Source organism: Bacillus sp. CBEL-1, assembly GCF_004348885.1.
In the GTDB taxonomy this organism is placed as follows: domain Bacteria; phylum Bacillota; class Bacilli; order Bacillales; family Bacillaceae_H; genus Priestia; species Priestia aryabhattai_A.
In genome coordinates this window covers 981854-1005707 of sequence record NZ_SBIM01000013.1, presented here as the reverse complement: position 1 = coordinate 1005707, position 23854 = coordinate 981854, and the positions used below count along the sequence as shown (strand labels likewise).

At 34.5% G+C, this 23854-nt stretch carries 24 protein-coding genes and 2 pseudogenes; 15 read left to right on the top strand and 11 right to left on the bottom strand.

The features are described 5' to 3' along the window. Positions 1-2 precede the first annotated feature (2 nt). Positions 3-659, top strand: coding sequence for a S8 family serine peptidase (locus EPL02_RS15080; protein WP_131888160.1), 657 nt, complete (start codon positions 3-5; stop codon positions 657-659). Between the two features lie 490 nt (positions 660-1149). On the opposite strand, the gene EPL02_RS15075 is transcribed toward EPL02_RS15080, so the two are convergent. After that, entirely contained in the window at positions 1150-1881 is a 732-nt protein-coding gene (locus EPL02_RS15075; RefSeq protein ID WP_131888159.1) for a carotenoid biosynthesis protein, read from the bottom strand. 421 nt (positions 1882-2302) lie between these two features. Here EPL02_RS15075 and EPL02_RS15070 point away from each other — a divergent pair, with 421 nt between their 5' ends. The 4 genes from EPL02_RS15070 (at position 2303) to EPL02_RS15055 (ending at position 5886) form a co-directional block, all read left to right on the top strand. Next, the gene (locus tag EPL02_RS15070) at positions 2303-2791 is read left to right on the top strand and encodes a hypothetical protein (protein WP_131888158.1); all 489 of its coding nucleotides are present in this window, start codon (positions 2303-2305) and stop codon (positions 2789-2791) included. Positions 2792-3360: 569 nt separating this feature from the next. Continuing rightward, positions 3361-3705 carry a PadR family transcriptional regulator gene (locus tag EPL02_RS15065; RefSeq protein WP_094912502.1) on the top strand — a complete coding sequence of 115 codons (345 nt, stop codon included), beginning with the start codon at positions 3361-3363 and terminating at the stop codon, positions 3703-3705. Then, positions 3696-4964, top strand: a complete 1269-nt coding sequence (locus EPL02_RS15060) for an FtsW/RodA/SpoVE family cell cycle protein (protein WP_131888157.1) — start codon at positions 3696-3698, stop codon at positions 4962-4964. Before EPL02_RS15065 ends, EPL02_RS15060 begins: the two co-directional genes overlap by 10 nt. A 310-nt stretch (positions 4965-5274) precedes the next feature. After that, positions 5275-5886: a hypothetical protein gene (locus EPL02_RS15055; RefSeq protein WP_131888156.1), complete on the top strand. Its 612-nt coding sequence runs from the start codon at positions 5275-5277 to the stop codon at positions 5884-5886. Positions 5887-6502: 616 nt separating this feature from the next. Here the strand turns inward: EPL02_RS15055 and EPL02_RS21305 are convergent. Continuing rightward, positions 6503-7048, bottom strand: a pseudogene (locus tag EPL02_RS21305) (GNAT family N-acetyltransferase). Positions 7049-7317: 269 nt separating this feature from the next. Here EPL02_RS21305 and EPL02_RS15045 point away from each other — a divergent pair. The 3 genes and pseudogenes from EPL02_RS15045 to EPL02_RS15035 all read left to right on the top strand — a co-directional run. Continuing rightward, positions 7318-7575 (top strand): hypothetical protein, encoded by a 258-nt coding sequence (locus EPL02_RS15045; RefSeq protein WP_094912497.1) that lies wholly within the window; start codon positions 7318-7320, stop codon positions 7573-7575. Between the two features lie 215 nt (positions 7576-7790). Next, the gene (locus EPL02_RS15040; RefSeq protein WP_131888155.1) at positions 7791-8162 is read left to right on the top strand and encodes a YuzC family spore coat inner layer protein; all 372 of its coding nucleotides are present in this window, start codon (positions 7791-7793) and stop codon (positions 8160-8162) included. 842 nt (positions 8163-9004) lie between these two features. Next, positions 9005-9214, top strand: a pseudogene (locus EPL02_RS15035) (DUF3231 family protein); the annotation flags it as partial. A 169-nt stretch (positions 9215-9383) separates the two neighbouring features. Here the strand turns inward: EPL02_RS15035 and EPL02_RS15030 are convergent. Further along, complete coding sequence (locus EPL02_RS15030) at positions 9384-10229, bottom strand: SDR family oxidoreductase (RefSeq protein ID WP_131888154.1); 846 nt, start codon at positions 10227-10229, stop codon at positions 9384-9386. 411 nt (positions 10230-10640) lie between these two features. Continuing rightward, positions 10641-11054: a VOC family protein gene (locus EPL02_RS15025; RefSeq protein ID WP_131888153.1), complete on the bottom strand. Its 414-nt coding sequence runs from the start codon at positions 11052-11054 to the stop codon at positions 10641-10643. A gap of 327 nt (positions 11055-11381) precedes the next feature. Between EPL02_RS15025 and EPL02_RS15020 the strand changes: the two genes are divergently transcribed. The 4 genes from EPL02_RS15020 to EPL02_RS15005 all read left to right on the top strand — a co-directional run bounded on the left by EPL02_RS15020 (position 11382) and on the right by EPL02_RS15005 (position 14478). Then, complete coding sequence (locus EPL02_RS15020; RefSeq protein WP_131888152.1) at positions 11382-12719, top strand: APC family permease; 1338 nt, start codon at positions 11382-11384, stop codon at positions 12717-12719. A 143-nt stretch (positions 12720-12862) separates the two neighbouring features. Beyond that, positions 12863-13291, top strand: a complete 429-nt coding sequence (locus EPL02_RS15015) for a MarR family winged helix-turn-helix transcriptional regulator (protein ID WP_094912622.1) — start codon at positions 12863-12865, stop codon at positions 13289-13291. Positions 13292-13315: 24 nt separating this feature from the next. Next, a complete protein-coding gene (paiA, locus tag EPL02_RS15010) occupies positions 13316-13834 on the top strand; it encodes a spermidine/spermine N(1)-acetyltransferase (protein ID WP_131888151.1) in 519 nt (172 codons plus the stop codon). A gap of 26 nt (positions 13835-13860) precedes the next feature. Then, positions 13861-14478, top strand: coding sequence for an FMN-binding negative transcriptional regulator (locus EPL02_RS15005; RefSeq protein ID WP_131888150.1), 618 nt, complete (start codon positions 13861-13863; stop codon positions 14476-14478). A gap of 131 nt (positions 14479-14609) precedes the next feature. Here EPL02_RS15005 and EPL02_RS15000 read toward each other — a convergent pair whose 3' ends face one another. Continuing rightward, positions 14610-15188: a sugar O-acetyltransferase gene (locus tag EPL02_RS15000; RefSeq protein ID WP_131888149.1), complete on the bottom strand. Its 579-nt coding sequence runs from the start codon at positions 15186-15188 to the stop codon at positions 14610-14612. A gap of 365 nt (positions 15189-15553) precedes the next feature. Between EPL02_RS15000 and gad the strand changes: the two genes are divergently transcribed. Continuing rightward, positions 15554-16957 (top strand): glutamate decarboxylase, encoded by a 1404-nt coding sequence (gene gad / locus EPL02_RS14995; protein WP_131888148.1) that lies wholly within the window; start codon positions 15554-15556, stop codon positions 16955-16957. Positions 16958-17126: 169 nt separating this feature from the next. Here gad and EPL02_RS14990 read toward each other — a convergent pair whose 3' ends face one another. Continuing rightward, positions 17127-17648 carry a cupin domain-containing protein gene (locus tag EPL02_RS14990; RefSeq protein ID WP_131888147.1) on the bottom strand — a complete coding sequence of 174 codons (522 nt, stop codon included), beginning with the start codon at positions 17646-17648 and terminating at the stop codon, positions 17127-17129. 454 nt (positions 17649-18102) lie between these two features. Between EPL02_RS14990 and EPL02_RS14985 the strand changes: the two genes are divergently transcribed. Beyond that, entirely contained in the window at positions 18103-19344 is a 1242-nt protein-coding gene (locus EPL02_RS14985) for an MFS transporter (protein ID WP_131888146.1), read from the top strand. A gap of 17 nt (positions 19345-19361) precedes the next feature. Here the strand turns inward: EPL02_RS14985 and EPL02_RS14980 are convergent, their stop codons facing one another. From EPL02_RS14980 to EPL02_RS14965, 4 genes are all read right to left on the bottom strand, one after another. Then, entirely contained in the window at positions 19362-19685 is a 324-nt protein-coding gene (locus EPL02_RS14980) for a DUF3889 domain-containing protein (RefSeq protein WP_286175457.1), read from the bottom strand. Between the two features lie 242 nt (positions 19686-19927). Then, on the bottom strand, positions 19928-21073 hold the full coding sequence (locus EPL02_RS14975) for a CapA family protein (RefSeq protein WP_131888144.1): 1146 nt from the start codon (positions 21071-21073) through the stop codon (positions 19928-19930). Positions 21074-21179: 106 nt separating this feature from the next. After that, entirely contained in the window at positions 21180-22286 is a 1107-nt protein-coding gene (locus EPL02_RS14970) for a GerAB/ArcD/ProY family transporter (protein WP_131888143.1), read from the bottom strand. A 17-nt stretch (positions 22287-22303) separates the two neighbouring features. Further along, a complete protein-coding gene (locus EPL02_RS14965; protein WP_131888142.1) occupies positions 22304-22537 on the bottom strand; it encodes a hypothetical protein in 234 nt (77 codons plus the stop codon). Between the two features lie 167 nt (positions 22538-22704). On the opposite strand from EPL02_RS14965, the gene EPL02_RS14960 reads away from it, so the two are divergent. After that, the gene (locus EPL02_RS14960; RefSeq protein ID WP_131888141.1) at positions 22705-22887 is read left to right on the top strand and encodes a CsbD family protein; all 183 of its coding nucleotides are present in this window, start codon (positions 22705-22707) and stop codon (positions 22885-22887) included. Between the two features lie 394 nt (positions 22888-23281). Here EPL02_RS14960 and EPL02_RS14955 read toward each other — a convergent pair whose 3' ends face one another. Then, the gene (locus EPL02_RS14955) at positions 23282-23833 is read right to left on the bottom strand and encodes an HPP family protein (protein WP_286175456.1); all 552 of its coding nucleotides are present in this window, start codon (positions 23831-23833) and stop codon (positions 23282-23284) included. Between the last annotated feature and the right edge of the window lie 21 nt (positions 23834-23854).

Genomic DNA, 23854 nt, shown 5'->3' with positions numbered 1-23854 from the left:
CAATACTAGATAGTGGTATTAATAAAGAGCATCCAGATTTAAAAAGAGAAGTTAAACACGAGTTTAACGCAGTTAATTCAAATCAAACAGTTGAGGATAAGTTCAATTATGGAACATCAATCGCTGGTATCATAGCAGCTAAAAATAATAAAATAGGCATTAGGGGAATAGTGCCATCTGCAGATATATATTCTGTTAAGGTTTTAAACGATGAGGGTATCGGATCAGTTGATAACATTGTAAAAGGTATCGAATGGTCAATAAATCAAGATGTTAAAATCATTAATTTAAGCTTTGGAATGGAAAAAGACAGTGCAGAACTGAAGAGAGTAATTCCAAAAGCGATTTCTCAAGGAATTATCATTGTAGCTGCTAGTGGGAATAATTATATGAAAGATGTAGATTACCCAGCCAAATACCCTAATGTTATTTCTGTAGGATCTATTGATAAAAATCATGAGAGATTAAGATTTTCTCCTAAAGGTAAAATAGACGTTGTGGGCCCCGGAAGAGATATTCTCTCGACTAACAATCACCAGGGATATTCTACGTTTGAAGGAACTTCTCACTCGACAGCTTTTGTAACAGGGATAATTGCTCTGTACATACTAGACCATCCTGAAAAAATTTTAATCAAGAAGAAGCATTTAAAGTATTAGAGGGTAATTCTTTGGACTTAGGTGAAATTGGAAAAGATGAAACCTTTGGTTATGGCTTGCTACAGTATAAATAGTAGAAAGTCAGTTTTTACTCCACAACTTCGTAAACTCAGAAAGTTTATTGTATGTTTGTAAAAGATTAAAGTAGTATTAAATAATTCGTATACATAGTAAAGAAAAATGGAAAATAATCAAATATGATATTGAATCGAACCATAAAATTAAGATTAAAAAATACATGGAGGGGCCATCTTGACTGACTCCTCCATGTAATTCAACGTATATAGTTTTAAAAAATACCTTACGAACATTCGTAAGGTGCTAATGTTAACATCTCATTTAGATGTCAACTATCAAGTTAATATAGTATCCAACTAAGCCACCTTACTAAGAAAACAAGTATTAACAACTGTTTGTTAGATAACTCTTGTGTGAAAAGCTGCTTTGTTTATTTATAATCTATATAAATTATTGTTTAGAAAGGCAGTGATCACCTTTTAGTGGGCATCGCTTTTAAAGCGAAGTAACAGATTATAGACGAGATACCAACCAGTAAAACACCATACAGTCCAGCAATGAAAGCAGTGAAACCAAATAAAATATGTAGCATCATAAAGAGATACTGGTTATTATGCTCTAACTCTTTGATAGTTGTTTCCTGTTCAAACCTTGCGATAAATAAAGAAAATAGCAGCGCTGTCACATACCAACCAAAGAAATTTTGATTAGGGATATCATAATAAAAGCCCCCTTCATTCCAAACCCAATAGTTTTTAACATTCGCAGCCACTGGATCAATAGCTAAATCTAACCATACAGAGAAAAGTGGAACTAATAGGATTGTACGATGACGAAATGAAAATAACCTGGAAAATGCATGGCTCGCTCCAATTACTGATAACCAAGCTGGTCCCATCGTAATGGGAACTCCAAGAATCATAGGCCCAAAATCTGCTTCGTACTTATACTCACCAAATAAAAGTCCAGTATGAGTTCCAAATGATTCAATAGCAATCGAACCAAAGAAGATGAGTGGAATAATAAATCGTCCTTTTGGTAACACAGTCCATAAATAACAAGAAGCATATAAGCCAGATGCAAATAAAAAGACTGCATTTGCCCACTCAAGCCAAGGTGGTAAAATCGAAAATCCAACTAAAATTAATCCGATTAAAAACCAAACTTTAAAAAAAGTCCAAAGATATTTTTGAAAAGTAAACATGTCTACATTAACACTCCTACAATTATTTTATAAACCGTTTAATACTATCACTGTAGTAACTAAGTTAGCTGGTTTATAGATTTTTCGCTTTTCCCTAATTACTGTGCATAAGTATATAGAGTAGTTGTTTATATGCCAAGTTATTATGTTTTTTATAATATTATTTACTATTCTATACTTAATATAGAAAACGGCAGCGAATTAACTGTCGTTTTTATTTCATATCAACATTTATCAATAAATCAAATCTGAAATAAGATCGTGGTAATAGATATTGCCATACTGTTATTTAACTTGTTATTTGTTATGCAATTATGGTTTGTTTCGAGAAAAGAGAAGAATTTATATCCTTATATGTTAAAATATAGTTGTAAATTATAGGGAGTTAGTTTATTAAACTAAAGTGGCAGGTGTTTCTAATTTGGATAAATCATCTAAAATGACAATTTGGTTTTTCATGGGCTATGTTGTATTGATGGTCTCTTTCGTTAGTGTGATAGCATTGGTAGATTTCAATAACGTGACATCACCAGTTAAACAAAGTGAATCTAATACTACATTTACAGAAGAGTTAATGAAACACGAACGCAAGGTTGAAGAAGATAAGAATAAGGAACCGAAAGAATTATTATTTAACGTATCAGATGAATTCGCTATTATTGCAGTGACTGCAGGAGCAATTTTAGATATAGTTATTGCTATTTTATGGGCTAGAAAAGAAAATCAAAAGTCAGAAGAGAAAGAAATATCTAGTAAACAAAGGTGGCGTGATACTAAAATATTTTGGAATATAGTTGCTATGGGTGTAATTCAACCTAAAAATAATAAATATTCAATAAATTGGTTTAATATGATTGGCGTAACGATACTTCTACACGTTCTGTTTTATATATTATTTACAAAATATTAGTTTTGTATTTTCATTGCAGTAATTTTATTATTTGTTTTGTGATCTAGAAAAAGACTAAGTAAATGTTTATTTTATGGGATATACAAAACATAGTAAAAGAAGTCGTACATAAAGAGTTGTTCTTAAGTAACTTTTAATGACCACATTTTGACCACAATTTAAACGAGAATACACAATAATTTGCGAAATATGGCATATTGAATTTTCATAAAAGTTTGTCAAATTAAGGATTATTAATTATCTATAAAGATGTTTAATAAGGTGAAACTTATTCCGCACACAAATTCACCCATGAGAACGCGATCAATACATGAGCTAATATTAATTGGTAAATCCCTTGACACTATTAGTGTCAAGGGATTTTTATTTTGCGCGCAAACTTAAGTATAGAAATACTCCTTATTTACTGCCATTAAACGTTAGTTTAATAGATTTAATAGTACACTAGTCAAAAGTCTGTAGATATTGAAATAGAGTATGAAAAAGTATTGACAGCTCTTATTTTAAAATATATTATAAGCATATTAAATCTATGCATAGTAAATCTATGTATAAAAGGTGGACTTTTCATGAAAATTAATAAAGAGCTGCTTAAAGGGAGTACCTCTACTCTTATTTTAAGCTTACTTGACTCTAAACCAATGTATGGGTACGAAATTATTAAAGTATTAGATTTGAATTCAGACGGTATTTTTAGTTTCAAGGAAGGTACAATATATCCCATTCTGCACAATCTAGAAAACAAAGGTTTCATTGTGTCTTATTGGGGAGAAGGAAATGGAAACAGAAAAAGAAAATACTACAAAATTAATGATAGTGGTAAAGAGTTTGTTAAAGAAAAAAAGAAAGAATGGTCAGTTTTTAAATCTGCAGTTGACCGAGTCGTAGATGGGGAGAAAATTGTATGGGATTAGAAAAAAAGTTTGATATGTATATCAAAGACTTATGTAAAAAGGTTAAAAATAAAGACGTTCATGATAGCATCAAATTAGAAATAAGCGACCATCTTCATACTCTTAAAGAAGAAGCAATGCTTGCAGGGCTATCTGAAGAAGAAGCGACTGATAGAGCGTTGGCTTATATGGGGGATGTTGAAGTATTAGGAAAGCAACTTAATGAGATACATAAAGCCCAGATAGATTTAAAAACAGCTATTCCAGTGATAGCCGTTTCTTTTTTGGGGTTATTAGTTATGTATTATCTACAATTCCATTCTGTTTTTACTAAGATTCAAGGTGTAGAAATATTTAATAAAAGTCTTGTTTTTTACTTGTTGGGTACAGTGTTCATGCTGAGTTTGTTTACCTTAAATTATCGAAAGTTGATAAAGTATTCACCACATCTATATATAGGAACCGTTATTATTCTTGCTCTAACTGTTTTATTCGGTGTTAGAGTCGATGGTGTACCGTTTTTAACTCTTGGTTTTATAAACATTAATTTTACAGAGATCACTCCGTTTCTTCTAGTTATTTCTTTTTCAGGAATCTTTAAAGCCTGGAATTGGAGAAATTCTCGAAAATTTTGGCTTGGAATAAGTATCATTTTATTACCTATTGTTTTATTACTAACTACCGGAGCTTTATCGACAATTATCATAAGCATTATTATCTGTGTAGCGATCATGCATGCGTCAAAAGCAAGCCTTAAGCAAGTTATAGGATTTGCAACAGTAGCTTCGATATGGCCTTGCTTACAGCTGTTATTGCATTCTCACAACTACACCCTAGTAAATCCTTTTGTAACTAAACAACTATATGCTGCAGGCTTTATGGGAAGTGGCCTCGGGTTAAATCAAGAGTTAATTTCTGAAGTCCATACAGATTTTATTTTCGCTTACATTATATATTCGTTTGGCTGGTTTGCTGCAATTGTTGTTTGCGCACTGGTTGGGTTTTTTATTGCTAGAATAATAAGTACAGCAAAAAAAATGAACTCTTCCTATGAAAAAATATTGTTCACTGGATTAGCGGCAACCTTTACAACTCAATTTATTTTGAGTGTCTTGACAAACCTAGGCTTATCTCCTTTACCAGGTGTGGCGCTACCATTTATAAGCTTTGGGGGTTCACATATAATTTTAGAGATGATTGCAGTAGGTTTAATTTTAAGTATATGTAGAAGACGCCAATTAGACCATAATCTCCATCTAGATACGGAAATAAATCCCTAAATTTCACAGGCGTTAATATACAGTTTAGAAGGGTAAAGCTTATGAAACTAAGAATACTTAATTTTTTTCCAATATTAGTTGCCTTTCCAGCGGTCTTTATTGGTGTAATAGCTATGTATTTCAATGAAGTTCCCATGTTCATTTGGATTCAAAATGTTGTCTTCTTTACAGTAGCAGGAAGTATTTCATGCTTCCTAATTACCTATAAGCGTAATATAAGGCTTTCAAAATCTACATCCTTTATGGTAATAATATCAATCTTATTATTGCTATTAACTTTTATTAGTAGGGATATAGGTGGTGTGCATAGATGGGTAGCCATTGGGGGCTTACAAATCAATGTTTCCATGGTAGTGTTGCCAGCGCTTTTACTAATGATATGGAAATTAAGTTTAAAATCACTAAAGCTCTCAGTTGCTGTAGTTTTAAGTGTCTCAATAATTCTTTTTTTCAGCCTGACGCATCTCAACTCACAAGCTTTGGTCTTCCAGCTATCGTGTTGTTAATTAATAGAGGTGTGAGAAAATCCGTCAGCTTATTGCTTATAGTAATCCTCTTTGGATTAATTACGACATCTTGGATATTTTTAGATAACCTTTCTTCAATAGCATACGTGGAAGAGATAGTAGGCTTAGTCGCTCAAATGGGAATAATATGGTATATCTCTGGTATACTTGCGCTTATTTTATTACCTATCCCTTTTGTGTTATTTCCACCTAAGCACTTTGTATTACCATCCATATGTATTGGTATGTATTTTACACTTCTATTAATCTCTACACTTTTCGGGAGTTTCCCAGTTCCTTTAATGGGTTACGGAGCTTCCCCAATCTTAGGATTTTTGATAGCAATCACTTGGTATGGAAGAACAAAATTTAGTTCTTTAGTGAAGGGTGAGAGTATTGACAAAGAACCTTTATAAGTGGATTTGACCTATATTTTAAATCCTTTTTCTAACAATATTAATTTATTGAAAGCCTGAATGACTTCATTTACAGTCACTCAGGCTTTTTTAATACGACCGTATTTATTTACATCTTAAAAGTAAACGTCGTTATTCATTTGGAAAGCCATGTTGCTTTCTGTGTAGCTTACGTAAATTTCTTTCAATGGTGTCTTTCACAACTCGAGGATGTAATTCACATGTAAATGGGAGAGGAGATCCTTACAAATCTTTAATACCTGTAAATCCATTACTCTATTAATATAAATAATAGCTAGGTTCGTTTTGACTTGTTTTCTATATAACTTTGTATCTATTATTAATTCGGGAGTTGAAATAACTCTTCAAATGATATTGGTGTTTGTAGTAAGGGTTTTTGTAAAACCTAAAGACGATTTTTTAATAAATTGCTCACTTAATGATTTAACCCTATGAAAAGATGCTGAATAAATAGTTGACGTTATATCATTAAGATAAAGAAGGGACCTATTTGATAGTGAAGACAATATATATCACCTGTAAATCGGTTTTTTATTTTGGATATATTGTTAATGTCTCAAGAAACAAACCTCTATTTATTCCGCTAGAGACTCCGTTACTTGAACACTTTATACCAGTATAAAGTTGTTTCAATATTAGGGTTGTATGACTGCTTTAGTGTGTCAACTCCGCCTAGGCTGAATCCTTGTTTTACATAAAATCTGCACGCACCAAGATTATCATCTTGTGTTTCCAAGGACATTCCTATAAGTTGCCTTTGTTTTGCCCACTCTTCTGCTTTATTTAAGAGCAACGTTCCAACTCCGCTGCCCCTATACTCTTTTTTAGTAGAAATACTTTCAATATAACAGAAGCGATTCCAATCTTTAATTATTCTAATTTGTCCTATGCAAGTATTATTCATATAAGCTAAAAATAAAGCTTTATCTTCTTAGTTTATATATTGACTCCAATCAAGTTTGTCATCTGGAAAACGTGTTTTTCTCGTTTTATTAAAAAGAACTTCTTTGTAAGACCATCTTCCTGATTGTAAGCTAGGGACAACTCTACCGTACAACTCAAAATAATCATTTGTCATATTGATATCGTCTATTAAATCATTATTTAATGAAGAAATAATAAGTTTACTTTCATTACCCACTATTACAACACTTCCTTTTATGATGTTGTGAACATATTTTGTTTTTTTATTTATTATATGATCGAGGAATAGTAAAGTCGGTTAATCCATATAAGAATGAAAATAAAATAGTATTCAATGAATCCTTAAATGTGGTGGGTCTGCTTTGACTGTTTGGAATATCCGAATATAGTATAACAGAATTAATTAAAGATAGGCTTTTAACCATCTGCTTGCGTTACGAATATATTGTTTATAAAAGTTATTATATTCTAATGGAGTGAATGGAGATGCAGAACCAGGAGAAAAATCAATTCGAGCAAGAAGAAACACAATTAGCAACAAGTTTAAAGTTATATTTATTATCCGGCATACTTGGTACTGTAGCGGATATTATAGCGACGTATGCGGCAAAGTTTGCAATTGATGAAGTAATGGAAGAGCAGGCGTTTGAACAACAAGAAAACGCTGAGCAAGAAACAAGATTAAAAGAATTAGAACGACAGGTCGAAGCTTTACAAAGAAAGCTTGAAGAATTACAGCTGTAGGAAACTAATCACTATGTAGTGATTAGTTTTTTTTATTTCAAAAAAGCGAATGCAAATGGAAAGTAGAATAAACTAAAATATGTGCTAAATGAAAAGCGTAAAAGCCAAAGAGAGCCGCATTCTAGAAGTATGAAGTATAGCATCTAGTCGGTAATTCACCGAACATGAACAGAGTACATAAAAATAACTAACTATGTAAAATGAAGAGGTGTTTTATGTATTATTATCATTATTATAACCCATGCTTTCAACAGCAAATGAATCGTCAACCACAATCCCCACCAGTTGATACTTCTATTTTTAGTCATTCTGTCAATTCCCTTCAAAAAATTGTTCTTGAATCCAGTGTTTTGCTGAAAAAATTAGCTGATCCAAAGTTTTCTCAGACCTTGATGACAGCAGCTCAGGCTGGAAATCACAAGCAGGTTGATAATTTAATTAAATCAATAGGAATAAGTACACCTATAACAACCAAGTACAATCCAGATGGGCTTTTGTTAATTATGCCTGCTCAGTCTCAGGGGAAAGAATGTTGTGCGTTAAGCATGTTTCTTAAATGGGGAGAATTCCGTGGATATAACTCTTGAAAAGCTAGTGTTTTATTATAGGTTGTTTTTTGCCTGGAAAGCCTTATAACCCATGTATCTATCTTGACATATAGCGAGCATTTATTGGACAAAGAAGCCAAATAAATGAAAGGGAATTGAAAAACAGGAGCTTAATGCAAACGCTCCTGTTTTTATTATTCTTGAATCCTGTTTATAAAATTAGTTTAATTTAAAGATGAACAGAAAGATTATAAAATAAAACGCTATATACGTTACGTATAGCATGAAAATTTTGAGGTTTAGATGTTCGCATATTTGTTTTAGTTTTAATGAGATGTTAGTTTTACTAATTAAAATTAGTGCTACTGTGCTGAAAATTAATGCTGAGGTCCATCCAACATAGTTATTAATAGTGCTGTTTTCAAAGAAATCAAGAATTCTTAACGAAATGGTTAATGCAACAAAGGTTAAGAAATTTTCATATTTTTTATTAAGTTTTTTTGTTGTTAGTTCATAAGCATTCTCCATTGCAATTCTCTCCTTCTAGAAGTCACATCGTATTTTCTTCTTTAATACATTCTATCATAGGGTAATCAAGGGGTTATAGAAAATTTTTCTTTATTTGTGAGAAAAAACAAATCGAATTATAAATTTTTTAAAAGATATATTTTATTAGAATTTTTCAAGATGTAAACATGGTGAAATATGTATTAAGAGAGTGGTGAATGCTGGATAGGGGTGTTCTAATGGCTTTAGTATTGGCTGGACTTTTGATGTATATTTATCTCGCTTTAATGACAATTGGCTGTAGTATCCTTTATAACATAATGACAAAAAAGACGACTAGCTATGACTGGACGTTGCTTCCTCCAATACTGCTAGTTGCGGCTGCTGTTTCACGTGATATTGCAGCAGGGTTAGTGGAATGTAGTCAATTAATTGGCCAGTGCGTACGTGAGGATATCGCAGCAATGTTCAGCCAATTTCACATGGAAAAAGTAGCGCTAGGCGGTAAATTTTTAAAGCTTAGTAAAGAAAAAGGATGGTTAATTCCTCCACCTCTTCATAAGTCTAAGAACACGGATTGTTAATAACTGTTTTTTTTAGATTATTAAGACTTCAATTCTGTACGTAATCAATTATAAAAAGAGGGGATTGGATTTTTCCAACCCTCTATAAAAATTGTACGGAGTGTCATCAACTAAAAAAGAATTTTTAGTTGAACAACGTCAAATCTTTTGTGAAAGTCACTTCGTCTACCTAGAGCCATTTATCTTTATAATCTTCAATGTAAGTTGAAATAGCAGTAGGTTTTCTAGACGTAAGAATTTGAAAGTCATTCTTAATGCCTTTAGCTAGACCAAGTTTTGTCGGGATATGAATCCCAATCACTACATTAATAAATCTTTCATCTTCCCCGGTTTTGAGCATAAACTCTCTAAACTCTTTTATTGAAGGGTTAGCATAATGAATAGGAGTTTGAAGTACTTCACTCATTCGAGAAGCCACCTCATAAAAATCCAATGCTTCATTACCAGTAATCACATACTTTTGATAATGATGTTTCTCATCTCCTTGCAAAACAATGGAGACCACTTCCGCAATATCTCTGGTATCTACAAAGCTAGTTTTTCCTTTTCCAGCAGGTACATAAATTCGATGTCTAATCTTTAATTCACTGCCTAAGAAATCGTTTAGATTCTGCATGAAGTAGCCAGCGCGTATAAACGTGTAAGGAATGGTAAGCTGCTTGATCAGTTTTTCATTTTTAAAATGGTGAATGAAAGGTAAGAACTGTACATCTTTGACAGATAAATAAATGATATGATTTATACCATGCTTTTTTGCATGAGCTAAAAACTCTTCAAATTCAATCTGATCTCCAGGTGGATAAATAAGGAAAATTTTATTAATATTCTTGAGGGCATTCTGAAAAGTGCTAGGATTTGAAAAGTCAAGAGAAGTAAATTCATATTGATTGCCGTATATTTGCTTTGCTTTCTCTATGTTTCTTACTGCACACTTTATAGGATGATGAGATGCTTTTAGTTTTCTAGCAACTTCAAATCCAACCTTTCCATTAAATCCGGTAACAAGTGTATACATACTGTCACTTCTTTTCTCTCATAGTGTTGTTGAATATTTTAAACTTATGTAGCATTAAAATATGATGTTATAAGCTGATTAGAAACATTTTTAGCATTCTCTATGTTTTTTATTCCATGTTCAAAGAAGGAAGATCATGTAACTAAATTTGATGAAAAACGCTAGTCCAACTACTCAAAGTAATAGAAGAAATAAGTTCTAGCCCTAGTGTGTAAAGTAGGTGTAATGGTAGTGAAAACGATGAGGGTTATCGCATAAATGAGAAAAGTAAACTATGAGTGAACTGTTTCTATGCACAAATTCACTCATGAGAAGTCATTTTGCATAAGATCTAAGAAGATTTTTTAATACAGTTAGAGTAAGATTTTTTATAAAAATTATTTTGTTAGTAGCAAATCAATATAGTAAACCCTACTTGCTGTACGTATGGTTTAAATCCCATGTAACAGTAAAGGGATCTTTTACTTTTGCGTAGCGAGCTCCCCAAAACGTATCTTGTAGCTCCATAATAACAGTGCCGTTTTTTGATAAACGCTGATAAACAGTATCAATCTCTTGCTTGTCTTCAAACTCTAAAACTAAAGAAATATTGCTTCCAGATGCTACAGCTTGACCAGGAAAAGAGTCAGAAACCATGAAAAATAGTTCGTCTTTTTGAAACTTAGCGTGCATAATTCTATCGTGAGCTTCTGGAGGAGTTGGGAAATCTGCTTCTCCAAACGTTTGTATTTCTTGAATTTGGCCTTCAAAAACTTCTTTGTAAAACTCTAAAGCTTCCATGGCATTTCCATTAAAAGATAAATAGGGTGTAATTTGTTTCTTCATTTTAAACGCTCCTTTAAATTGAAGTATCGGACAGTTTAATTATAGTGCTAATAATTCCTTAAGAAAAGAACGTTTGTTCGATTCTTAGGTTCGCAATGTTATGGATACTTTTTTCATCTTAAAATGGAGCGTGCCGAGAGCTTCATAAAAAGAAGTAAAGGTGTGCGCTTTTTTATTTAACTTATGTATATAAACAGTTTAAAAACCTAAATTGCATCTTAGCAAAAGAATATGCTAAAATTTGACGAGTGTACTTGACAGAAGTACATTCTTTTTTTATGTATAAACAGCTAGTCTTCATCATTAGAGAAAAAGGAGTGGATTCCTTTGCCGCAGCAAGATTTAAAAAAGGAAATTGGGTTCTTAGCTGCTCTTACGACAGTTATTGGAACAGTTATTGGAGCGGGTGTGTTTTTTAAACCAACCGCTGTTTATGGAGCGACTGGCTCTGCTAGCCTTGGACTTATAGCCTGGTTAATTGGCGGGCTTTTAACAATATGTGCAGGCCTTACAGCTGCTGAATTATCAGCTGCTATTCCTGAAACAGGAGGAATGATGGCCTATCTAAAAAGAACGTATGGAAACCTTGTTGCGTTTTTGCTTGGGTGGGCACAGACGGTTATCTACTTTCCAGCTAATATTGCTGCGCTTGCGATTATCTTTGGAACGCAAACAATCAGCTTATTTGGCTTAACGGCAAACGATAATCAATCTCTCATTGTTATAATTGCTATTGCTACTGCGTTATTTTTGACCTTAATGAATTTTTTAGGTGCAAAAGCTGCGGGGGCAATTCAAACGATTGCCACTGTTTGTAAGCTCATCCCACTAGTACTCATTATTATCTTTGGTTTATTACATAAGGGAGACGTACCGTTTCAGCTGTTTCCAGTAGAAGCAGGGGCAGATAAAGACTTTTTAACAGCGCTGGGATCAGGGTTACTGGCGACCATGTTTGCGTATGACGGCTGGATTTTAGTTGGAAACATTGCAGGGGAAATGAAGAATCCGAAAAAAGATCTTCCAAGAGCTATTATTCTTGGCTTATCTGCTGTTATGACGGTATATCTTCTTATTAACGTTGCGTTTCTTATGGTCATGTCGGCAGCGGCATTAGCGGGTACAGATACGCCAGCATCAGATGCTGCAAGCTTAATTTTTGGTGCTTTTGGTGGGAAGTTTGTCAGTATCGGTATTTTAATTTCTGTATTTGGCTCAATCAATGGTTACGTGATGACAGGAATGCGTATCCCTTATGCGATGGCAACAGAGAATAAGCTTCCATTCAGTAAATGGTTTGGGCGCCTTTCGAAAAAAAGTAAAGTACCTTATAATTCGGGCATTTTTATTTTGTTTATCGCCGTTATTATGATGACAATCGGCGGATTTAACACGCTAACGGACATGCTGGTGTTTGTTATTTGGATTTTCTACACGATGACTTTTGCGGCTGTGCTTATTTTACGTAAGCGTGAACCCGATCTTCAAAGACCTTACCGAGTACCACTTTATCCTGTACTACCACTTATTTCGTTACTAGGTGGATTGTTTATTGTGATTAATACGCTTTTTACACAAACAACGCTTGCTTTGTGGGGGTTAGGTATTACGGCTCTTGGTTTACCGATTTACTTTGCAATGAAAAAGAATCATATTAATAATTAGAAAAGAAGTCTTTTAAGGCTTCTTTTTTTATTGTGTTTTTTGTTGTAAATGCAATAAAAATAAGATATGTTATATATAAATATTTTGTTGTAAATGCAACAAAATGGAGGTGTGACACTGTGGAGATTTTACGGGAAATTGGGATGATTGCAAGAGCACTTGATTCCATCAGTAATATTGAATTCAAAGAATATGACCTTACCAAGGGGCAGTATTTGTATCTTGTTCGGATTTGTGAAAACCCAGGAATTATTCAAGAAAAGCTAGCAGAAATGATAAAGGTTGATCGAACAACGGCAGCTCGCGCTATAAAAAAATTAGAGATAAATAAATTCATTGAAAAAAAAGAAGATATCCAAAACAAAAAGATAAAAAAGCTTTTTCCAACTGAAAAAGGCATGAGTGTTTTTCCAATTATTAAAAGAGAAAATGAGTATTCAAACGAAGTCGCGTTAAACGGATTTTCAAAACAAGAAGTGGAAATGATGGTCGACCTACTTAAACGAGCAAGAAGGAACGTTGAAAAAGACTGGGAGTTTGTTAAAAAAGGAAATAAAAGAACGTATGAATAAGTAGAAAGGAAAGGTAATCACGACATGAATATAAAAATTGAACCCTGCAATTATGAACAATTAGAGCAGCTGCAAGTCATTAGCTATGAAACGTTTGATGAGACGTTTCGACATCAAAATTCTCCTGAAAACATGAAAGCTTATTTAGAAAAAGCGTTTACCCTACAGCAGCTAGAAAAAGAGTGGGTCAATGATTCTTCACGCTTCTTTTTTCTTTACCATGACGATGAGCTAGCAGGCTATTTAAAAGTCAATGTAGATGAAGCTCAGTCTGAAGCAATGGGGGAGGATGCTCTTGAAATTGAAAGAATTTATATTCGAAACAAGCATCAAAAACGTGGTCTTGGCAAGATGCTATTTAATAAAGCTATCGAAGTAGCGTTAGATTTAGGTAAACAAAAGGTTTGGCTAGGCGTTTGGGAGAAAAATGAGAACGCGCTTGCTTTTTATCAAAAACTGGGATTTGTTCAACAAGGGCAACACTCTTTTTATATGGGGAATGAAGAGCAAATTGATTTAATTATGGTTAAAACACGCATCTAAATAATTTTTTAAGGGGACTGGGACGTATGTACATACCGAAGTATTACATGATTCAAGATGAAGAGGTAATATACGAGATTATTAATCAGCACGGGTTTGGTACTTTATTTTCTTATCATAATGGCGAGCCTTTTGCTACGCATTTGCCATTTGATTTACATAGAGAAGAAAAAACTTTATACGGGCATGTAGCTCGAGCGAATGAACAGTGGAAAGATGCTGTCGACCAACAAGTGTTGGCAGTTTTTCAAGGACCACACTGTTACATTTCGCCTTCTTGGTATGAGACCAATCAAACTGTACCTACTTGGAATTACGTTGCTGTTCATGTATCTGGTAAGTTAGAAATTATTAAGGATCAGCACACGATCGTTGAAGTGTTAAATAAATCAGTTGCCAAATATGAAAAGCCGGAAAGCACGTATGAATTAAAAGATGTCCATGCTAATTTACTAGAAGGATTAAGCAAGGGCCTTGTTGCGTTTAAGATTCATATCACAAAAATTGAAGCGCAGGCTAAGCTAAGTCAAAATCATTCAGTTGAACGACGAAAAAGAGTAATTCACCATTTAGAAGAAAGTGGTCAGTACGATAATATACAAGTGGCAGAACTAATGAAAAAAGGATTGGAATTAAAGGAATAAAATTTGAAAGAAAAAAGAGTGAGTTTTTCCATCACTCTTTTTTTAGCTAATTAAGATAAAAGCTTTCAGACTAAAGAAGCTACTTGGAAAAGCACTATAGCAAGGAAACAATAATACAAAGTGCGATGAGGTTAAACTTCTTTAACAACTCGACACGGATTGCCCATTGCTAATGAGTTTTCAGGAATTGATTTAGTCACAACGCTTCCAGCGCCAATAACAGAGTTGTTACCGATCGTAACGCCAGGCAAAATTATTGCATTTCCACCAATCCAAACGTTATCACCGATAGTTACAGGCTTAGTAAGGGTACGATACGGTGCTTCATGTGGCTTGTGATTTGTGTTAATTCTTTCAGATGCTTTTAAAGGGTGGGTTGCAGTGTAAATTTGTACGCTTGGTGCGATTAGAACATTTTCACCAATAACAATTTTATTAGTATCTAAAAAGACGCAATTAAAGTTAATAAACGTATTTTTGCCAATCGAAATATTTTTACCATAATCGCAAAAAAACGGCTTTTCAATCCAAACGTTTTCTCCAACAAACTCACATAGGTTTTTTAAGATACTTGTTTTATCACCATCTGGATGATTACCAGGCTTATTAAACTCATCCATATAATAGCGTGCTTCTTGGGCCATCTTTAGTAACTCAGGATCCCTAGCATTATAATTCTCACCGTTTAGCATTTTTTCTTTTTCAGTCATGGTTTGGCTCCTTTATTAGGTAAGGTATGTATAACTCAATTAATAGTTTATCCACCTTAAAATAAAAAAGCGAAAAATAGTGCTTGGTTTTGAGAAAATCCGTCTTTAGTAATACATGATTTTTCTTTCAATAGGCTTATTGCTTAATTAAAAAAAGAGCTTTTCTAGCAACGCCTAGGTTAGAAAAGCTCTTTTTTTACATTGAAACGAAGCCTCGAAAGAACATCTAAATTTCTAGAATGAAAGAAACCTTCAATGTTCATAATGTTTAGTAGTGTATAAAGAAGGTTATACAAACAATAGTTAAAAAGGAATTTTTTGTATGTTTGTTAAAGTGTAAAATAAGCTAGAGGAGATGAACAGGTATGCCGCAATGGCACGAAGATCGCGAGCAGAAGAAGCTGCCAAATGAGTTTGAAATTAATCCATTGTTTTCACGACAAGGTGAAAAAACGATACCTCGTCTTAGAATGCGAGATGAAGGAATGCTGCCGGATACGGCATATCAAATCATTCATGATGAAATCTCTCTGGATGGAAACGCTCGGTTAAACTTAGCTACGTTTGTCACGACATGGATGGAACCAGATGCAGAACGTTTGTACAAAGAGTCGTTTGATAAAAACATGGTTGATAAAGATGAATACCCTCAAACTGCGGCTATTGAAGAAAGATGTGTTCGCATCTTAGCAGATTTGTGGAATGCACCTGACCCGGAATCTACAATGGGTGTCTCAACAACAGGTTCTTCGGAAGCTTGCATGCTTGGAGGCCTTGCCTTAAAGCGCAGATGGCAGCAAGAGCGAAAGAAAAAAGGACTGCCAACAGCCAAGCCTAATATTGTGTTTAGCTCAGCGGTTCAAGTTGTGTGGGAAAAGTTTGCAAACTATTGGGATGTAGAGCCACGATACGTCAATATTAGTCCTGATACTCCTTATTTAGATCCCAAGGGAGTGTTAGAAGCGGTTGATGAAAATACGATTGCAGTTGTTCCAATTTTAGGTGTTACATATACAGGAGTTTATGAACCAATCGCTGAAATTGCAAAAGGGTTAGATGAATTAGAAGAGAAAACAGGAATTAATATCCCCATTCACGTAGATGCCGCATCGGGTGGATTTATCGCGCCATTCTTACAGCCGGATTTAGTGTGGGACTTTCGCTTGCCAAGAGTAAAATCAATTAACGTTTCAGGCCACAAATATGGGCTTGTTTACCCAGGTCTAGGATGGGTTATTTGGAGAGAAAAAAACGATCTTCCAGAGGATTTAATCTTCCGCGTATCGTATTTAGGTGGGAACATGCCAACTTTTGCACTGAACTTTTCACGTCCAGGCTCGCAGGTTCTTTTGCAATATTATAATTTCCTTCGTTTAGGAAAAGAAGGCTATTATGCTGTGCAAAAAGCGTCGCAAGAGACAGCTTATTTTTTAAGTGAAGAAATTGGCAAACTAGATTCGTTTGAAGTTCTCTCAAACGGATCAGATATCCCAGTGTTAGCCTGGAAGCTAAAGGATGATTATACGGATAACTGGACGCTTTATGATTTATCAAGGCAGCTCCGTACATACGGATGGCAGGTTCCAGCTTATCCATTGCCAAAAGACATGGAAGAGATAACGATTATGCGAATTGTAGTACGAAATGGGTTTTCAAGGGATCTCGCCCATTTGCTTCTTATTAATTTAAAGCAAGCTGTTGAATTTTTAAACTCATTAGACCGTCCAATTAAGAAAGATTCAAAATATGATAACGGATTTCACCATTAATAAAACACCAGTTTTCTTCCTTCTTGCAAAGGTTGAAAACTGGTGTTTTATATAAATTAGCAATCGTAATTTATATAAAATATGTTCTAAATAATCAACAATAATTTTAAGGCATGTTATTTAAATTATAAAAAAGAGACAGTAGCGAAGGCTAGTGTCTCTTTGCAATTTATTCTGGCTCTGCTTCCATTGCATCTTGTTTCGTTTGGTGAACGGTTCCGAACGGATGGTTTGGCGGAGCATAAATAGAATAGAGCTTTAGAGCTGTATCTCCTGTATTCGTTAAGTTATGCCATGTTCCTGCAGGTACGATAATGGCAAAGTCATCTGAAACGTCCGTTTGAAACGTTAAGTTATCTTTTCGACTGCCCATTTTAACAGAACCTTGCCCTTGTTCAACCCGTAAGAACTGATCTACGTCTGGATGCATTTCCAAACCAATATCTTCTCCTGGTGCAAGACTCATTAGCGTTACTTGAAAATGCTTTCCTGTCCACAAAGCTGTCCGAAATGTTTCATTTTGCTTTGTCGCTTCGTTAATGTTTACAACGAGTGGGTTTGGACCGTAATCTCTAATTTCTCTTGTTTGATGGTTTCGGCTGCTTGCTGCTGGTGTAGGATAATAAGGTGGATGAAACTGTTGATACATTTGGTGATACCACTGATGGTAATAAGGTGAATTTGGATACATTATTTTTCCTCCTCTAACTAGGTGTTTTCCCTGTTCATCATATGCAGGCGATGTCAGAAAGGGAGGAAGTGTGCTAAAAATGGGCGTTGAAAAGTTAAAGTGTTTTATTCACTTTTGTAAAGCATATGGAATTCCTTCAGTAGTTAGTAATTGTTCAAAGTCATTGTAGTAAGGAAGCAATTTGTCCGCTGTTTCAAAATCCACCCATTCAACTTTTAAAATGTTTTCTTCAACAATTTTTCCTCCTTTGCTCTCTTCATTCTTATAGTAGAGATACACTACATGATGAATATTCTTAGAGAGGGGCAAAAAAAACAACAAAATTAGAATATTATGTAAAAACAAGTGATTACTATGATAAAATAAAAAGTAATCAGAATGAGCGGGAGGAAGTCCGATGTAAAAGTCTCTTACACTTATAAGCTAAAAACTAAATAAGATGTGAGGGATTTCTATGTCAAAATTTCATAAAGAACAATCATTTCGTTTTCTTTGGATTGGACAAATGCTAGCGAATTTAGGCGATGTATTATATATTGTGAGCTTAACAGCAGTAGTATATCACATAACTAAGTCAGTTACTTTCATGTCCTTAATTCCCTTTGTTATTACAATGACAGCGTTAGTAAGCGGTATCGTCGCGCCTTTAATTATTGAAAAGCATCACTTGAAGGCAATTCTATGTTACTCTCAGGCTGGGAAAACGATTTTTTTGCTAGTGCTTTGTTTTATGACATGGCATATAAGAATAGACCTTTTATGGCTAATCTATATAGTAATTGGATGCGTGTCATTTTTAGATGGAGCTGCATCACCAGCTCGCAATGCCCTTGTCCCAAGCTTAATCGCAGAAGAGCGGCTTATAAAAGCAAACAGCTTTTTAGCTATGACTGATCAAATAACAAGACTTATAGCCTGGCCGGCTGGAAGCATACTTATGATATGGTGGGGCGAAGCTAATATGCTATGGTTTACTTTTTTGCTGTTTACCATTTCATCCGCTTTTATGTGGTGTATTCATGTAGGAGGTATCCAAAAAAGCGCAGAAGCGTCATCCAAGCTAGCTGTGGTTAAGGAAGGATGGACAGTTATTTGGAATTCAAAACAGCTGCGGACAACTAGCATAATGACGATGTTAGAAACTGTGGCTGGAGGGGTTTGGATTGCAGCGATTATACTGGTGTTTGTCGAAGAAGGTCTTCATCAAACGTACGTGTGGTGGGGGATTATCAATGCAGCTTTCTTTGCGGGAATGTTAGTAAGCGGAGCGCTTGTATATCGTTATTCAAAAGTAATGGAGAAAAATTTAGGTCAAGCGATGGTATGGTCCTCGTGTTTCCTAACGGTTCTTACTTTTTGGTTTGGCACGAATTCTATAGCGTGGTTAGCTGCTATAATTTCACTATTGTACGGCTTACCACAAATGGCGAGAGACGTTGCAGAAGTGACTATTATTCAAAAGAATGCCAAGAAAGAGCTGCTAGCAAAAGTACATTCAGCAAGAAATACACTAATCTACGGATCTTTTGGACTTTCTTCGTTACTATTTGGATATATAACAGATTACTTTGGTGTTCGTGTAACGTTTACAATTGCAGCAGGTTTTTGTTTGCTTTCCTTTTTTATTGCAATTTTGAATAGAACTAACCTTATTCAACTATCAGCTGTTAATAATAGAGAAAACCAAGTTGGCTAATTTGCCACTTGGTTTTTTCATTCTTCTTTAAAGTTTATCTTTGAAACAGCTTCTGACGATGTGTTAAATTCAATTGAAACAATTACCGTGAATTTTCGATTGTTTTCATTTAACCAAAGCTTAAAAATTTCTTTTGACATACTGCCTTGTTGTTCTCTTTTTACATGTAAATAGTCGTAAATAGTGGCTTTTGGATACTTTTCTTTTGTTTTTTGCATCGCAAGCTTTCCCCACTTTGCATAAGCAGGTTCTCTAGATTCTGCTGCATAAGCATGAGGAAACGAAGCAAGGTGGGTGAACGAAATAAAAATGAGTGTTAAGCATAAAAGTAACTTTTTCACTAAAATCGACCTTTCTAGTATTAATTGAAATAAATTACGTTTCTTTAGCATTCCTTTTCCTTATCACAGGACTTGTTGATTTTTTGCAAAAGCATAGTGTTAAAAAAAGTGCTTTCACAGCTGTGCTAGCTATTCTTAGTGTGTGAAAGATGATGGAATTTATGTTGGAATTCTAAAAACGAATACATAAAAGGTAATGGTCTCTGTGTTAAAAACCTCAATGCTTCCCAACCAGTCTTGTTTTATTTAATTTCTTGATTATAAACCAGCCAATTAGGTTTTGATATTTGAGAAGACCGTTCCAAAATTTTATTCATGACACGATCTTTCTCGGAGCCTTCGAGAGGCTTGGGTTGATAGTTGTTTCTAGACGTGATAGACGAAATGCTATAAGGGATAATAGCAATATCCTTTTTATCAGTTAACTTCTTGCTTTTAAAATGAAAGGTTTGTTGAAAAACAAAGGTATCTTTATCGCTAGGGTTCTTATTACCTCCAAACATGAAATTTCCCAGGCTGTATACAATGAATTTCCCTTTATATTCTTCAATACCTTGCACAACATGAGGATGATGGCCTAAAATGACGCTTGCACCGCTATCAATTGTATAGCGAGCTAGTGCTTGTTGACTTTCAAGCGGGATTTCACTTCGTTCTACTCCCCAGTGAAAATGAACAATAACAATTGCTGCTCCTTGTTTTTTTAATGCTTGAATATCACGATGAATTTGTAATCGCAAACTTTGCGTATCGTCCCAGCCCTCATAGCCCAGAGCTCCAACCTTTATCCCTTTGATCTCTTTTATATAGTTATGCCCGTTTCCAAAATATCCAATATTCGCATTCCCCAGATGGCGAATCGTATCTTTGTATCCTTGTTCCAGGTAATCGTATGTGTGATTGTTTGCTAGGTTAACGGCTTCAATGTTAGCGAGTTGTAATATTTTTGTATAAGACGGATCTCCTTTAAAACGAAATTTTTTAGCAGCCTTTGCGGTCGCAGTCGTTAAAGGAGTTTCTAAGTTAACCGTTGTCAAATCATCACGACTAAATAAAGTAGATATATGTTCAATGAAAAAAGGAAGCCCATTTTGCTTCGCCTCATCATTGAAGCTATTAGGATAAGGAAAAGTTTCCTCACTCCCAATGGTAAAATCACCAGCAGCGCTAATCTTTATTGTTGTGCCTTTTTTTTCCTTCGGATAAGTAGCTACTTTGTTTTTAGAAACATTAGCTGGTTTCTCGAACGTAGACACTTGCTGCCTCGCTTTTTTCGAATCGCCACCAGTGTTAATAACTGCTAGGTAAATAACGCAAGCAAGTACAGCGATTGTAATGATTCCTCTTTTACGAACTCTGATTTCTCGGTTATTAATCTTTAATTTCATTTTTATTGTTCCTCCAAAGCTATTCTGTTCTTAGTAAACAGAATAGCTTTGGAGTATTTCAATGGTATCTCCACTTGTTTCTAATTTGTATCGAAGAATGAAAAAGTTATACGTTTGCTTCAGATTGACGTTTTTTGCGAAATATCCCCACTATAAAAAGAAGCAGTGGATAGATCAATCCGAAAATTAAGCTATAAGATAGCCACGTCTCACTATCCCAATTTCTTTGGTAACTAATGCTTGGATAGACAGTAATTGATAATACAATAGCCATAATAGCAAAGGGCATGGTAAAAGCCTTATACTCTTTTAATCCAAAAATTTGTGCAAAGCTTGAGACTGTACTGTAAAAGTAAATAGCTAGCTTAAAGTACAGAGAAATAAACCACATAATGGCAATGATAATTTCGATTCCTTGCAGAAATGTACCCATGTTAATTCTCATTCCTAGCTCATAACTAGGATAAGAAGCACTTGCAGAAAGAAATGGTCCTAAAACCAAAGTACTTAATAAAATGAGAATGCACATAATGGCTCCACCTATAATACCACCTTTTAAAAAGGAAGGTTTTGCTTCTTTAAGCCGGCTTATATGAGCTGGATATAGCATAAGTAAAGCAGGAAAAGTAAGATAGCTAATATTAACAAAAGTAAATGTAGAGCTAATAAGTGATTTTAAGTCTATAGCCACTATAGGCTGAAGATTTTTAAAATCGCTTTGTGGCGTAATAAAACAGATTAACGCAATAAATGGTATGACAAACCATGGAAATAAAATTTGAGCTGACCTTGCTAAATTTTCTACTCCTGATCGAACTCCAATCGCTACAACAAGCATAAATGCAATATTGATTAATAAAATAGGAGTTTCGTCAATTACCTGTGTGGCTAAAAAGCTTCCTAAGTAATATAAAACTTCACCACAAAACAAGAAGACAGAAAGAAAAAAAAGAAGAGATACAGCCTTGCCAACCCACTTCCCTAGAAGATATTCATTTAGTTCAATTAGCGTTTTATCAGGAGAAAGATTCCCGATTGCCGCATATAACTGAATAAGAATAACGCCAATTATAATTCCTAAAAGAGCCGGAATCCATGCGTCTTGTTTTGCATCAGCAGCTATAGCTGAGGGTACAACAAGAATAGCGCTTCCTACACAGTGCAACGTGACCAATATTCTAAACTGAGTAGGGGATATTTTATTTTTCTTCATAGTTGTTTCACCCATTTTTATCTTAGAATCTGAACTAGAATATCAGTAAGAGGTTTTAAAAGAAAAGCAACCCCGTTTAAAGGATTAGGAACGTCTTGTAATAGACCTCTAGCCATAACCATGCTAAAGCTAATTGCAAGCAAAAAAATAAGTACTTTAAATTCTTTGTGCATGTTTGCTTTTCGTAAACGAGGAACGTCAATCTTTAGAATAAATATCGAAGCTAAGACAAGACAGATTATAGGAATCATTTTTATTTCATGCACTCCTGTTGCGTTGGTTACGTTTAGTTATTGCCTTAGTGAAAGGTTTTTATCAGCTTAGTGCAAAAATCGCTTGTTTTACATGAGAAATTTGTTTCATGACGACACGCGTCGGGTATACAAAATATAACAAATCAAATATAGGAGGGATTGCAATGAGTAATCAAAATCAGGGGTTGGGAGACAAAGTAAAAGGTGCTGTTAATAAGGCGAAAGGCGAAGTAAAAGATCAAGTAGGTAACGCGACAAACAACAAAAAGCTTCAAGCAAGCGGTAAAAAAGATAAAGCAAAAGGAAAAGTACAAGAAGGTGTAGGGAAGTTTAAAGACGGTCAGTAAACTGGTGAAAAAGTAGGCATTGTATTGGACAAGCCTGCTTTTTTTAATTAAACAAAGTATTATGAAATTAAAGTAAGTGGATTTTATAGAGGAATGAGTGCTACTATTACATTATTGGTACGAACAATACCACCATACCCCTTTGACTTAAAGTCAAAAAATCCTAGTTATCCCCTTGATAACTAAGACCTTACTGGTCAATTTTAGTTTGATGTAGATGAAAAAGCGCTGCTTGGGAGCAGCGCTTTTTCGTTATCCTTCTAAATATCGATATAGCGTTGACTTACTAATTCCCGTTTTTTCTTTAATATTTGCTTATAATTTTCTTGCTTTGCTAGGCTTTAGAGCTGTGTGTATACGTTCTTGGAGGGACTCCGGTTTAAAAGTAAAGGATTCAAAACCAATGCGTCGGATACTGCCTTGCACGAAAGGCATTATTATAGATGGTTGAAATAAACACGACTACCAAAGCACCGAAAACAATAGGAAGTAGAAACTTCCACGTTACTTCGTTATTGATTGCAACGAGAGCACTAGCTGCTGCTGGAGGGTGCATTGTTTCTGTAAGAGCCATAAGAAAAAGGACAAATGCTAATACAAACACGAGGGAAAAAACACTTTTGCCTAGTAAACCAAGTATAATAATTGCGCAAGTTGTAGAAAGAAAGTGTCCTCCAATGACATGTCGAGGTTGTGAAAGTAAACCTTTGTGAGCACCGAAGACTAAAATACAGCTTGCACCAAGAGGAGCTATAGCCATAGGATGACCTAGGTGTAAAACGATAAAACTAACGACAAGCATGGCAATTAATGCACCTGCAGCAGAAATAGTTGAATCTATATAATCGACTTTTCCGCGTTGTCTCATAGTTCCTTTCATTTTCTTAAAATATGAAATAAAAACAATAGTAGATTGATAAGCGTACTTTGTAAGTTTCTTTTCCACAGTAGCAAGTAAAGCTCCTTT